At 46.1% G+C, this 14,424-nt stretch carries 8 protein-coding genes and 1 pseudogene; 5 read left to right on the forward strand and 4 right to left on the reverse strand.

Annotation, left to right across the window (positions count from 1 at the left end):
• Positions 1-194 precede the first annotated feature (194 nt).
• Entirely contained in the window at positions 195-1,412 is a 1,218-nt protein-coding gene (locus ACJJIS_RS04730; protein WP_444907544.1) for a hypothetical protein, read from the forward strand.
• Positions 1,413-1,498: 86 nt separating this feature from the next.
• On the opposite strand, the gene ACJJIS_RS04735 is transcribed toward ACJJIS_RS04730, so the two are convergent.
• Entirely contained in the window at positions 1,499-2,461 is a 963-nt protein-coding gene (locus ACJJIS_RS04735) for an alpha/beta hydrolase (RefSeq protein WP_475709590.1), read from the reverse strand.
• Between the two features lie 72 nt (positions 2,462-2,533).
• On the opposite strand from ACJJIS_RS04735, the gene ACJJIS_RS04740 reads away from it, so the two are divergent.
• Both ACJJIS_RS04740 and ACJJIS_RS04745 read left to right on the forward strand, forming a co-directional pair.
• Entirely contained in the window at positions 2,534-3,064 is a 531-nt protein-coding gene (locus ACJJIS_RS04740; RefSeq protein ID WP_475709591.1) for a redoxin domain-containing protein, read from the forward strand.
• A gap of 93 nt (positions 3,065-3,157) precedes the next feature.
• Positions 3,158-3,511, forward strand: a complete 354-nt coding sequence (locus ACJJIS_RS04745; RefSeq protein WP_475709592.1) for a hypothetical protein — start codon at positions 3,158-3,160, stop codon at positions 3,509-3,511.
• Positions 3,512-3,752: 241 nt separating this feature from the next.
• Here the strand turns inward: ACJJIS_RS04745 and ACJJIS_RS04750 are convergent, their stop codons facing one another.
• The gene (locus tag ACJJIS_RS04750) at positions 3,753-4,139 is read right to left on the reverse strand and encodes a DUF2750 domain-containing protein (protein WP_475709593.1); all 387 of its coding nucleotides are present in this window, start codon (positions 4,137-4,139) and stop codon (positions 3,753-3,755) included.
• A 715-nt stretch (positions 4,140-4,854) separates the two neighbouring features.
• Between ACJJIS_RS04750 and ACJJIS_RS04755 the strand changes: the two genes are divergently transcribed.
• Positions 4,855-11,706: an FG-GAP-like repeat-containing protein gene (locus tag ACJJIS_RS04755; protein ID WP_475709594.1), complete on the forward strand. Its 6,852-nt coding sequence runs from the start codon at positions 4,855-4,857 to the stop codon at positions 11,704-11,706.
• A 20-nt stretch (positions 11,707-11,726) separates the two neighbouring features.
• Entirely contained in the window at positions 11,727-12,098 is a 372-nt protein-coding gene (locus ACJJIS_RS04760; RefSeq protein WP_475709595.1) for a hypothetical protein, read from the forward strand.
• A 272-nt stretch (positions 12,099-12,370) separates the two neighbouring features.
• Here ACJJIS_RS04760 and ACJJIS_RS04765 read toward each other — a convergent pair.
• Positions 12,371-12,712: pseudogene (locus ACJJIS_RS04765) on the reverse strand (helix-turn-helix domain-containing protein); the annotation flags it as partial.
• A 431-nt stretch (positions 12,713-13,143) separates the two neighbouring features.
• Positions 13,144-14,388, reverse strand: coding sequence for a ribonucleotide-diphosphate reductase subunit beta (locus ACJJIS_RS04770; RefSeq protein ID WP_108734126.1), 1,245 nt, complete (start codon positions 14,386-14,388; stop codon positions 13,144-13,146).
• Positions 14,389-14,424: the final 36 nt, after the last annotated feature.

A 14,424-nucleotide genomic window follows, 5' to 3' on the forward strand; every position in this document is an offset into this window, starting at 1 on the left:
ACCTAAGCCTCCTTCTCTTTATGACTAAATAGTCATATTGCTTGTCGCCCTAAGATTCTGTTTGGCGCTATTAGTCATATTCTTGGCACTAATTAACCAGATACCTTTCGCAAGCCATAAAACAGTCTCGGCAACATAAAAAGACAATTTAAAAAATTGGGATCAAGCCCGAGCAAAAATAAAAGGACATCACAATGACACTTTATCAACGATTGGGTGCGAGCTTCTCTTTACTATTAGCGGGGCTTTTGGGATCAGCCTCTGCTAGTGCGGATAACTGCTACATCCTGGTTCATGGCCATGGTACTGAGGGCCATATTAAGCAGCGTACTAACTCCCAGGGTAATCTTGAGCAGCCGGCTTTAGATTATTGGAGTGAGGCTTACTTCGATGAATACGCGGGTAGTGACTTTATTGAACAGTTGCGTGTAAATGGCGGCAATTACGGTGTGGTTGGTTACAACTCCACCGATGAGGGCGAGATGCCCTACTGGCATGACGGCACAGCGGGTGAAATCGCTCGGCAGATAATCGCTATTCGCAATGGCGAAGGCGATGATTATGAGCATGAAAACCAGTGTGCTGCCGATGACACTTTCTATGTGATTGCCCACAGTCAGGGCGCCACCCAGATGATGTACCTCGCAGGCAATGCCGTACCGGGGTCCCCTTACTATAACCGTGCTTACAACCAGCTGGATTCCAATACTGTGACCGAAACCTCGAAGGTTTGTACTGGCTCCTGGTTCTGGAAAAGCTGTAAGACGAAAACCGAAACCGTTAATGTCGCAGGCCTGAATGATAGTTACGCGGTTGAAGTGGACTTTGACACTGCTATTAGCGGTATCGCGGCAATCTTTACTACTGGTGGTGCAATCACCGGTACTGAGGGGGTTGATCGACTGTGTAACGGTAGCTGGATCGAAGATTTGATCAACGATTGGTTTATCGGTCGCGAGTGCGCAGCAGTACGTTACCTGCAGACTAATGATGTCTATGCTGTGCGCAACTATGTCGGCACCAACCTGGCTGCACCGGTTTATACCATTGGAGGCTACGCCGGTTTCCCTGGTATTGAGAGTGCTAGCTCTTTGCTGTTGGGCGGTGAAGACGATGGTTACATCAATCTGGCTTCCCAGATGAACTGCTCTGGTTCAGCTAAGCGCAACTTGTGGTCAAACCTGAAGGAATACAAGACCTTTCTGGGTATTGCTTACGGAAGCGCTATCTTCTCCTGCGATAATGACAATAAGGGGACAGCGCGTTCCTATAACCTGGCGAGTATTTATACCGATCATGACGCTCAGCGTAACGGCGGTATTATGGCCCCAGACTACACGGGTATCCCCGATGGCCTGAACTGTGGTGCCGGTAAAAATACGGCTGGTCGTATTGCTGCCTGTACAGAGTAATTGGCTCATCGTTTTAAAAAAGCCCGCTTAAAAGCGGGCTTTTTAGTTTGCGGGAATCACATATTTACTTCTATTAGTTTTTAGCTCTAGTGATCCTCTACCACTTGCAAATTGTTCTCTGCTTTCATACGAGATATTTCGATCTCTTCTGCAAAAATCTCGTGGATGCCGAAACGGTAACTGTCAGTACTATTTGTCGCATGGGTACCGCCTGGAATCGTTGTAAATGCAATGCGCCAGGGAGTGGTCTCTTGTTCTTTCCAGTGCTTATGCCAGGAGAGTGCATCTTTGCGCAGGTTTGGCATGTCTTTGGAGCCACTTGTTACTACCAGAGTCAGATCCTCTCTTGTCGCTTGTACAGGTTCCCTGTAGAAAAATTCCTGTTGTGGTAGGAAGGTGGCATTGCTGGCTATCAATCCTTTAAACAAGTCGGGCTTAGAAAATGCTGTGTAAAGCACAAAATATCCCCCTCGACTTTGACCGAAGAGAACTCGCTGCTGAGGGTCTACCGCGTAGCGGCTTTCAACTGCTGGTAAGAGCTCCTGCTCTAGAAAGTTGAGAAACTGAGGTGCACCGCCATACTTAAGTGTGTCACTGTCACTGTCACTGTCACTGTCACTGTCACTGTCACTGTCACTGTCATTGTCACCGGGTAGTGAAAAGTCAAAACTGCGATGATTGATCTCGGGTTTAAATGAGCCGTAAGCAATACCAACGATAATCGCCTCGGGGGCATAATCATCGTAATGCATAAACAGGTGATTAGTAGCCAAAATTGGGAACAGGGAATCCCCATCAAGGAGATAGATGACCGGGTAAGTTGTATCCTCGTTTGGATTATAGCCCTCAGGCAGGCGAGTATAGATATGGTAGGGGCTCCCAATAATCGCTGAATCCAGCTTAAAGTAGTCCCCTTTCAGGGCAGGCAAAAACTCAAGAGGCTGGGAATGACTTTCAGGAGAAGAGTTACTTTGGTGGTTAGCAGGGCAGCCACTTAGCATTCCAGCTGCTAATAGCGTTGATAGAAAACGAATAAGGGGCTTTTTCATCGAGTCTCCTATACTAACGGTGGGATTCATTGGTTGACCAAATCTCTTCTTATATTCTCAAGTGGGGCGCTAATGAGCAATATAAAGCTTGCTGCTGGTATCGATTTTCCTGCTATAGAAGTAAAGCGACTTGGTGGAGGTGAGTTGGTACTGGGGAAGCCCGAAGATAGTTTCCCTTGGCAGATGGTAGTCGTTTACCGAGGTAAGCACTGCCCTCTTTGTACCAAATATTTGCGTGTATTGAGTGTGCTACTACCCCGCTATCACGCGGAGGGTATTGATGTGGTCGCTGTCTCTGCTGATACGGAGGAAAAAGCTTCTCTGCATATGGAAACAATTCAGCCGGGATTTACTATCGGTTACGGTTTATCAATACCCCAAATGCAGCAGCTTGGGCTCTATATTTCAAAACCCCGCTCCCCTGAAGAAACAGATAGACCCTTTGCTGAACCGGGTGTTTTTGTCATCAACGAATCTGGAAGGCTGCAAATAGTCGACATTTCCAATGCACCTTTTGCGAGGCCTGACTTGCAAACGCTATTGGTGGGTATCGAGTTTATCCGAAATCCTGATAACCATTACCCAATTAGGGGAACATATTAAGTTTTTTTAAATACCCTGCTAATTCAGCGAGCTATATTTTGGATTAAAAGTTTGTAGTAAAGTTAGAGGTCTGGAATTTAAGGGGGTAGGGTAGTGACGAACGCTTTTCTCTCTGTGGTGAATAACTTCAAGCTTAATCCAATTGATAATAGTAAAGTCGTATTAATTGATGGCTCCAGCCAAAGAGCTATACCCGTTTATGGTAGAGAGATTGTTGCTCAATACCAATTTCTCGATAAAGTGTTAGTTATCCTACATGATTGGTGGTCTCTGGATCAGGGAGTTAATATCTACCTGCTCTCTAGAGGAAGATTTTTGGATTTTACTTTGAGTTCGGATATCGACTTATGGGAAGGTTTTGATGACGTGAAAGTTATCCAGCCGGATACTATTTGCTTTCTTTTCCGAATGCTTTGCACTGGCGACTGCGTTGCTATAAGCGGGTAAGGCCGGCTTTATATCTTTCTTTGCCTTATAGTTTTTGGTGGCGTCGAAACTAATTTTATTCCTGGTTTTCATTGCAGCGCCTCAAGTGAATAGTATATATAAATATCAGGCGGCGAATCTGTAATTGTATATTACCCAAGTAAGATAACAGGTGTTCACCCTGTTATCTTACTTTTATTCAACAGAGCTGAACTTTCTTTGTCGGATTTTTGAAGCGATAGCTTCAATGTGAAGAGCCTATTTAGAAGTTGTTCAGTTCTTCCCGTAGATCGATCTCTAGTTCCTCTGAGCTAGTAATCCATACGCTTTTATCCGGCGCAGGAAACACACCTATTTCAATGCCGTCACCTTTTAAGCCAGAAAGCCACTTCTTTAAAAACTGTGGTAAGGGAATGCTTTTAGGGGTGAGGCCCGTTTCATTCTCAGCATAGGCTTGGGCAAATTCAGCGCTTGGCCATACTGGCAGATATTCAAAGCCACCGTCTTCATCGGTGTGTATTTTAAGAAAGCAATTTTGGCTATCGATCAGTATCCAGATCTCCCGCTCTTCTCCGGATATGCTCAGAAAATACTCGTAGCGATCTCCGCAGCTGAGGTTAAGTACTTTATTTAAATCAGGGTTGTTCATATAAAAATTCACAATAGCTGGATAATAGGCAGTTAGGGATATTTCAAAGCCTGTTCACTTCGGGGTGTAGCTGCTACACAAATAAGCGCGAGGCATTATGCGCGAATACAAGCGGCTGTCCAAATGGTTTAGTCCTGTATCCAAGGCTAAAGAGGTTGGAGGAGTAATTCCCTGGAGCTTAAGTCTGTGGTTAGCATAGAGAGTAAGTTGGGATTCTCAAGATAAGAAGCGGGCATAACGCCCGTTTTTAATACTTCTCTCCCAGTGAGTGACTACTTTTTTCTTTATTTAGTGATTTTAGAAGTTAAGGTTATTAGGCTGCCTAAAATGGTGTGGTTTTTTTCATCAATTGTTCTGAAGTTGTAGGGGCAAGTCTGTAGGTCAGCAAGCGACATGTAACTGGGGCCTGCGGTTCTTGATCAGTGCAGTACTATAGGCCCTCAGCGCGTAGACTTTGTATCAGAGCGCGATTTTAAGGTTTTATGTTTGGCCATCATTACCCAACGGCTGTTTTGTAAATTTAATCAGGTTTATAGGTGGGGTCATGCGAGTAAGAGTTGCTATTAGTATTATAACCCTCGAGACCTGAAGGAAAAAAATGATTACTGCAGGCTGACCTCAACTATTTTAGCGATTGCCCTTTGGTACTAGCCACTTTTTTTTATAGCCACAATCTGGCACTCTTGCGCCTCGGTCTATCGTCGGTAGCTTTGTAATGCGCGTAATTCTATTTTTGTTGCTTGTAATCGCAAGCAGTTTTGCCAATGCACTCACGTTTAATGGTGAGCTTTACGATGTATATCTAGGTGATCTAAACGGTGATCAGGTTGATGATGTATATTTACATGCGTTGGACAAAGTCATCATTATCCATGGTGATGTAAGAACCCCTATAGTCTTGCCAACTACGAACGATAGCTATACGTTTTATTCCAGTGCTCTTTCATACGAGGATGGGGTGGTCTCCAACAACGTAGACCCCGACTCCCTTGCTAGAGTGCAAAATGGCATTACTCAGTTTGATTTTGACGGAGACGGTAACGTAGACCTGAGCATCGACCAGCAGAATGCTATGTCGTACAGCTTGGTAATTGCAGGAAGTTCCAGTGGCGTTGTGCCGACGGTCTTGGGTGTAGATACTCCGATAACCCAGATTGGTAATGTAGCAATGGTGGCTGTTGATCCCAGCAACGATATCATAACTGGATCTGAATACAAAGGCCGTTTGGGGGCCGAGCCAGCCGTTACTAAGAATGGCATTTTTAATTACCGAGTGCCTATAGAACTCCCCCCCGGTATCAACGACATGCAGCCACAGTTGGCACTCACCTACTCAAGCTCGGCAGGGAATGGGCTACTTGGTTGGGGTTGGAATCTTTCTGGCTTGTCCTCAATCACTCGGTGCAAGGCAACACCCTTTCAGGATAACTACTTTGCTAGTGTGAATTGGGGGGATGGCTACAAATACTGTCTCGATGGACGACGCTTGGTCGAAACTAGCAGCGGCGTATATCAAACGGAAGTTGAATCTTTTAGCCGTATTGAACGTACTGGGAGCGCCGCTGCGCCTTACTTCTGGACGGTATACCACAAAGACGGCAAGGTGGATCATTTTGGATTGGATACAAATAGTCGCATTCAAGACGGCGCGAGCCAGAATCTAGCATGGCTCATTAGTAGAACAACTGACATTGCCGGGAATTACCTTACTTATAGTTACACTGGCAACGACAACCGTATTTCCCTCATTGAATATACGATGAATGATGGCAGTGGAGCCCGAAATACTAACCATGATGTGTCTTTTGTTTACGAAAGTCGTTTTGACCCCATATCTTCCGCGACTGCAGGGGCGATGCGCATCACGGATCAACGTTTGTCACGCATTGAAGTTAAAACCAACAATGCACTAGTTCGAAATTATCAGCTCAACTATCAAGTGCCGGGTAAAACTTACTACGGCAAAACTATATCGGCAGATTTGAAGGCAAGCCGCTTGTCCAGTATCCAGTTGTGCTTCGATACTCTTTCCAATTGTGCAGACCCAACAGAGGTTGACTGGGGAGACCTAACCGCTACTTATGCGCCTACAACGCACCAGACTATAGATGACACAGATCTTTTGAATCGCACCCATACGACAATTCCTGCCGACTTGAATAAGGATGGGTTGGCGGATTTGTTATGGGTTTATACCACCGGCCCTAGTGTTGGTTACAAGTCTGCGCTGGGAAATGGTGATGGTACATTCACCTTGGTGACTCCGCCTGACAGTTTCATCAATGCTGTGGGTGGTTTTCCCGATGCCGCAGCTTATATCGAAGGTGACTCAGTAGATTGGCAGAACATGGTCTATGACCACAATGGTGACGGTAATCTCGATCTTTTATTTACACATGAATACCAGAATGAATTTAAGATTTATACCGCACTGGGGAGAGGTGATGGCACCTTTGAGTATCCGCTTGCGGGTGGCGGTAGCACATCTACGGTGGGTGGCGTTTCAGAATCAAAATCTCTGACCTTCACCTCTTTTAGTTGCCAATGTAATGAAGATTTAAAAGAAGATGTGGTGTTTATCAGAAGAAACACGGGCAGCGGCTGGGGCTCAGTAGGAGTAGAGGTTTATACGTTTTTAAGCAACGGTGATGGCACTTTCCGGCCACAAATAGGTGGCATGATTACAACCGCCCCTACTTTGCCTGGCTCTAATTATACTGGTGACTTTAATGGTGATGGCATTGATGACTTCTTGATCTGGAGTTTAGAGGGAGAAAATCTGTTAAATTCACGAGACCCCATAGAAAAAATTGCTTTTCATGTGGCGTTAGGTACTGGTAATGGCACCTTTAAAATGCAGGAAAAACAGTATTTTTCTACGCCCACTAACTATATTGAATTTTCGAGTAAACCACTGGTTGTTGATCTCAATCGCGATGGTAATGCTGACTTACTGAGCTCTACCCTTTTCTATAAAAATGATTCTCTTCGCACTCGGGCAGAACGCACCTACCATGCGCACTTGAGTAATGGGGATGGTACGTTTGCAGCACCAGTTGTAATTGCTAACCATGGGTTACCGTTAGATCAGGGGTACTCAGGAGGTTTAAAGACAAGAGGGGCTATTGCTCCTTGGGATGGTATTGTCACAGCAGATTTCAACGGTGATGGTTACCTAGACCTAGTGAACTATGAATATCATGAGGACAAGATTTATGTAGCCTACGGATCTGCCAACGGCACATTCACCAAGTTCACAGCTCTGCCAGGTACTTATTTCGGTTATGACGGTGACTTACATGACGTTAAGTTTCGTCGCTTTACCGCAGATTTGAATGGGGATGGCTACAGTGATTTGGGTGCCGCTTATATGGGGGATGACGGTTTAGGCGTTTTTGTCAGTACATCGACATTGAGTAGCAGCCACAATCGGGTCACAGAGATTCGTGATGCGCTTGGTGATTATGTAAATGTTGAATACAGTAACTTGTCGGATAAAAGTACTTACCTAGGGCACGAAGCGAGCTCTGAGAATGACCTGATCGAAACCGCCAGTGCGACCAGAGCCACTAGCCAATATAATGGGCATGAGAGCGGAGTCCAAACAATCACCATTGCTAGCTCCCAATACCCGGTCGTGAAATCAGTAAATATGAATGATGGTATCGGCGGGAGGCTCTCTAAAGATTTTACTTATAAAGGTTCTTTGTTCCACCGCCGCGGCTTGGGGCATCTGGGATTTAGCCAAGTCGAAGAGCTGATTATCAAGCCTGATGAATCGGGCTTTAATCAGCAAATGAAGACCCTGACCATGTACCACCAAGTGGTGGATGCGCAAGGGCGCTATTATCTAGCTGGGAGAGTCAAACGCAAAATCGACAAAGCAGGCGCTGTAGGGGTATCCGACAGCTCCCTGAATGTACTCTCCGATGAACGGTACCGCTGGAAAGTGCGGGAATATTCAGATGATATAGATTCCGGCAGTTTTAATAGTCCGCATTTCTTTCCCTATGTTATTTACGGCAGTACCACCCAACGCGATATCGCTAAAGTTCATTTGGCAGACACCCGTACAGAAAATTCACAACAGGCATCATTGAGCTGTAGTGCGGTACCCTTGAGCGAACTGGATAGTGCTAATGATATTGTAGAGGTTGCTGCTGGCAGTGTCGGAGATAGCGACCTTTCGGACTCGGGAGTAATCTTTTATACGCGTACCACGACCTGTGACACGTCGGGCAGTAGTCAAGATGTCACCGCCCATGCCACGGAAAAGCTTGACATTATTGATGCTGGTAATGTTAGGGGGTTGCCGCAGACCGTACGTAGACATCGTTGGGCTGGCGCAAGTACTGGCGGTGCTACTAGTGCGACGCGCAGCACCGACTATACCTACTATTCCACCAGTGGGGCAGATGGTTATGCCGGTATGCAAAAAAGTGATACGGTCGAGCCGGGTGGAGATCAAGCGGTAGAGATCACTACTACCTATAAATATGATGTTTATGGCTTAAAGCGAGATATCACTGAACGATGGAACGACTTTAGCAACGATGGGGTCAACTTTACCTCTCGAACAACCACAATCACTAATTCCTATGCCAGCAATGGTGAGCGTACCACGACCACTCGAAACGCCCTAAATCAGAGCTCTACGACAGTATTCGAGGCAAAGTTTGGTTTGCCACGAAAGGAAACTGACATTAACGACCTAGTTTCTACAGCCAGTTATGATAAACAAGGCCGTATTGAAACAACGGTCGACCATGTGGGAAACACTACAAGGTATTGGTATAGAGTATGTTCTAATTGCTTTTCTCAGCAACCGCAAGCGCGTTGGTTCCAGCAATCCAAGACCCGCAGTATGGCTGCGGAACGAATTTACTTTGACCAGAAAGATAGGCGTGTGGGAACCCGTCAACGTAATTTTGATGGCAATTATGTCTATACCACAACATCCTATGATTTTTTTGGTCGTATTCTGACTCAAAGTGAGCCTTTTATAGGTGGGACGCCTCCCCTGCATCAGTTTAAATACGATGAGGTGGATCGAGTGCGTATTCGTACATTTCCGGATGGTTCCAGCGAAACTACCCTTTACGGTGGATACGTCATCACCAAGATGAATCGTGCGAGACAAAAAATGATGATGCTACTTAATGGTCCTGGTTGGATCATGCGTAGCCAAGATGCCAATGGTACGCCGATTGTTTCCAGCTATACCCCATTCGGTGACCTGGAAACCGTACGGATCAATAATGATGTCAGCACCTTAGTAACCATGCGTTATGACAGCGTAGGGCGAAAAACACAGTTGATCGATCCGGATTTGGGCACGCGGACTTATAATTATAACCCGTTGAATATGTTGGCTAGCGAAATCGACGGAAAGGGCCAGCGCACTTATTACGAATACGATAAGCTGGAGCGGATAATCCAGCGAGTAGATGATGCCCTGGGTAGCGGTAGCACACAGCGCACCCATTCTTGGACTTACGACAATGCTTCAGGGGCGAGTGAGGGGTTGCTCTCCCGGGTCGATGGCTTTAATACCGATGGCTCCAAGTATACGGAGGTCCTGCATTACGATGACCTAGCACAGCAGGTACAGTCAGATATCACTATTGATGGTTTCTCCTACTCGACTCTGTTCTTGTTCGATGACTTTGGGCGTGCAGTTGGTACTGTTTACCCATCCAGTTTTACCGTCGCCACCCGATACAATGACTATGGGTTTGCCCGACAGTTACAAGACGCTACCACGAAGAAGGTGATGTGGACGGGTAATACGTCCAATGCGCGCAACCAGATGACGCGCTTTACCTTTGGAAATGGCGTGGTCACCAATCGTAACTATGATGCCAATACCGGTTTGATAGATACCATTGTTGCAACTCGTAACAGTTATACGGTTCAGGATCATGACTATGACTTTTCACCGATTGGTAATTTGACTCGGCGTGTTGACTATAAGCACGGTGTTACCCAGTCATTTTGCTATGACAACTTGAATCGTCTGAAAGCGGCACGCTTTGGTACTTGCACTTCCTCTCATGCAGATTTTACCTACGATGTATTGGGAAACATTCGTTCTAAAGAAGGGGTCACGGGTAATTATAGTTATGGTAGCGGTAATGCTGGTCCTCATGCAGTTACCTCTATTGGCGATGCGATTTATACCTACGATGATAATGGTAGCTTGGTTGGAGTGAAGGGTGGTGGTCAATTAAAAACCGTGACATACACGGCTTTTGATAAGCCAGCACAGATAACTAATGGAGTAAACTCAGCGACAGTTGTTTATGGTCCTCACAAGGATAGAGTGAGTCGTAATGATAGTGATGGCACTGCTTTTACCTACGTAGGTGATCACTATGAGGTCATTGGTAAGAACGGGCATTTCCAGGAGGTTCACTATATTGGGGATGATGTCCGCTATGTAATGCACTCGGGTACTCAAGAAGGAGCTGAGTATCAGTACGTTCACAGGGATCATTTAGGCTCTGTAGTAGCCGTAACTGGTGATGCGGTGAGCTCCGATGCGGATGTGGAATTCACCTCCTTCGATCCTTGGGGAGCACGGGTGGAAACAACTTGGGATGGTAATGATGTTCAAATAACCTTTGAGCCATCAAATACTGCTCGAGGCTTTACCGATCATGAGCATTTAGATAGCGTCGGTTTGGTGCATATGAATGGGAGAGTCTATGACCCATCGATAGGCCGTTTTTTGAGTGCAGATCCATTCGTGCAGGAGCCCAATAACACTCAAAGTTACAATCGTTACACCTATGTTTTCAATAATCCGCTGAGCTTTGTCGATCCCTCCGGCTTTATGGGGGATCACATTATGGATGAAGTTGTTTTGACGGTGGAAAATATTGGTGGTTATTTAAATAGCTTTAAGCATGATACTTCTGTGCTCATAAATGATGCTCTTGATCAGACTGCGATGTTCCTGATTCAAAATCAGAGTGCAATTGAGTCTGCAATCGATACAACCAACACAACCCTAGATGTAATTGACGTTACTACGACCGCAGTTGCTGTGACGGGAACTGCCTTGTCCGGGGGAGCCGGAGCGCCTGCTGCGGTAGTTGTCAAAGTTACTCAAAAAGGAGTGACCGTTACGGTAAAAATTGGCTTAAGGAAAGCCAAGGGTAGTCTTAAATCACTGGTGGAAAAGGCTAAGACTCGCCTCAAAGAACGTTTATCTAAAAAAGAGCCGGAGCCTAATCAAGGAATACCTGAAATTCGTGGCCATACCAAGTCTCTAAGAAATCCATCACAGATTGATCAAATAAAAGACGATATGTTGAGTGGAGACTATGAATTTGATTCGCCTAGAGGAATTATATCGGGAGTAGAAGATTCAAGAGGCGTAATCCATCTAGGAGAGGGGCAGCATAGAATGAATGCGGCGCTGGAAATATTAGACTCAAATGGCGATGCAAGCTATGTTAATCGGCTGCTTCAAAGCGCGCGACAAGGGGTTGATGGACGATCCTTTCTACCAAAAGGTACCCCTGATTGGAAATCTACAAAGTTACCGAGAAGAAAAAAATAGCTCACTAGGAGAGTTTTAAAGTGAAAAGAAGACTTTCACTATACACGCATATTTTGAATTTTGGGTTGATTTTCTCAAAAAATTTTTTTTATCAGCCCTGGTATAAAAAAATCTTTGATAATAGGCCTGTTCTTATTCTAGAGCTTATTCATTTAATACCCCCTAGATTACAAGTATACGAATATGGAAAGGCTGATTTAGAATTTATTGAGATTGGTCTGAAGTGCTTTGTTGAGTCGTACCCTGATCAAGGTGGAGCTACATTTTTGACCATGATGGATGCTGGATTGGAGCTCTATGATTCAGTTAAAGATAAGTTTCAAGTGTCTTGGGAAATGCCCGCTGAATTGAGGCAAAAGGTGGAAAACTATAGGAGAGAGAATAATAGATAGTCAGTAGACACAATACTTTAAAGAATAATCTGTAGTGATTAACTATTTTCGGACAAAAAAATTAAGTTTCTCTTTTTTAGCGGTAATTTTACTTCCTAAATTGGTGTCCGGTTTTAGTAGACCACTACAGTCCTGAGGACCTAAATGGATGAGGTGTTGAATATCGATCTCACCCTAGGGTACATCATCTTATTGCTTTTTTACAAAGCCTGAATCTATAACCGAGCTAAGGTCACTCCCTCGTCAGCTACCTTGGCCTTCAGCGCTTTTTATCGGAATTTGAAGTTAGCTAGGTCGCGCTGTAACCAGATGCTCCGTACACCACTGGGAGACACAAATACACCGCGTTTGCGCAGCTCATTTGAGACTTGAACCTTGTCCATGTGCAGGCTCTTGACGGGCGCAGGTTAACAGAGTCTCTTTAGTGACAGTATCAACACAGTTCTTGTGGTTGGGCACCCGCCGATTCTTTTCAAGAAGGGCGTCCACATCGCAACTTGAAACGGCCTCCTTGTAGCGATAGAAAGTTTCTCTCGATACACCAAGCATCTTGCAAGCTTTGGATACGTTGCCGAACTCTCTGTAGGATTGAGTAATTCGGTCTTGAATTTGATTTGGGTGCCTTATAAAAGTTGCTTCTCCATACTAGTTGTCGACCTAAGAATTGGACACTGCGCTTCATTATTAGGCACTCCTTGGACGTTGTGGTGCCAGGGGGTTTAAGGGGCAGTTTGCAAAGGAGGTTTAGAACTTGCTGTTAATATCAGTTAATCTTCTACCTCAAATTAAGGACGATAAGGGCTGAGGCACTTGTCTTGATGCAAAAGAGTTGGCTCGCTTGCCAGGGGCACATTTTTTGAATATAGATTTTAAGTTGTGACTTAACTTATTGGTAGTCCAACTTGCTGGATTTTTGTAGTTTGTGGGATATTTCAACGTAATCCTGTCCCTCATAAAAAAAACGGGCATTAAGCCCGTTTTCAATACTTCTCTTCCTGTGAGCGACTACTTTCTCCTTTTTAGTAATTCGCTAACCAGGAAGCGCTTACCACTGCAGTGCGCCGCCGGTTTGGTATTCGATAACGCGGGTTTCAAAGAAGTTTTTCTCTTTGCGCAGGTCCATAATTTCAGACATCCACGGGAATGGGTTCTGGGCGCCAGGGAACTGCTCTTTCAGGCCCAGCTGGCTAAGGCGACGGTTGGCGATAAACTGGAGGTATTCCTCCATCATATTCGCATTCATGCCGAGTACGCCGCGGGGCATAGTGTCGCGGGCATAGGCTACTTCAAGCTCCATACCCTCGAGAATCATCTGGGTGACTTCCTGCTGGAATTCTGCTGTCCACAGGTGTGGGTTTTCCAGCTTAATCTGGTTGATGACGTCGATGCCGAAGTTCAGGTGCATAGACTCGTCGCGCAGGATGTACTGGAACTGCTCGGCAACACCGGTCATTTTGTTACGGCGACCCATGGACAGGATCTGGCTGAAGCCACAGTAGAAGAAGATACCTTCAGTGACAGCGTAGAAGGCGATCAGGTTGCGCAGCAGCTCCTGGTCGGATTCAACGGTGCCGGTTTTGAAGTTGGGATCACCGATGGCCTGGGTGTGAGATAGGCTCCAGGCCGCTTTTTTGGCAACCGCAGGCACTTCGCGGTACATATTGAAGACTTCACCTTCGTCCATACCCAGGGACTCTACACAGTACTGGTAGGCGTGGGTGTGAATGGCTTCTTCAAAAGACTGACGCAGCAGGTACTGGCGGCACTCAGGGTTGGTGATATGGCGGTAGATCGCCAATACCAGGTTGTTAGCAACCAGGGAGTCTGCGGTGGAGAAATAGCCCAGGGAGTATTCCACGATGCGACGCTCGTCCTCGGTCAGACCGTTGGGGTCTTTCCACATGGACACGTCTTTGTTCATGTTGATTTCCTGGGGCATCCAGTGGTTGGCGCAGCCGTCCAGGTATTTTTGCCAGGCCCAGTCGTATTTAAAGGGAACCAACTGGTTGAGGTCAGCGCGGCAATTAATAATGCGCTTTTCATCTACCTGGATGCGGGCCGCACCCATTTCCAGTTCTTCCAGGCCGGGAGCCGGGTCCATATTAGCAACTGCGGCACGGGCGGCATCAACGGCAGTGGAGCCGCTTTGGGCCGCAGGCGACGCCGGAGCGGCTGTGTAGGAAGCGCTGGGCTCCTGCACGGATTTTGCCTGAGCCTCCGGCGTCGGTCGCGGTTCGGTTGCTTTTTCAGGTTGTTGGGGCTTGGTGTCGATGTCGTCCCAGCTCAGCATAGTTGGCCCTTTTGATCGGTCTCACTATCGAAAGTT

It is taken from the genome of Microbulbifer maximicatervae (SeqCode), from assembly GCF_056231245.1.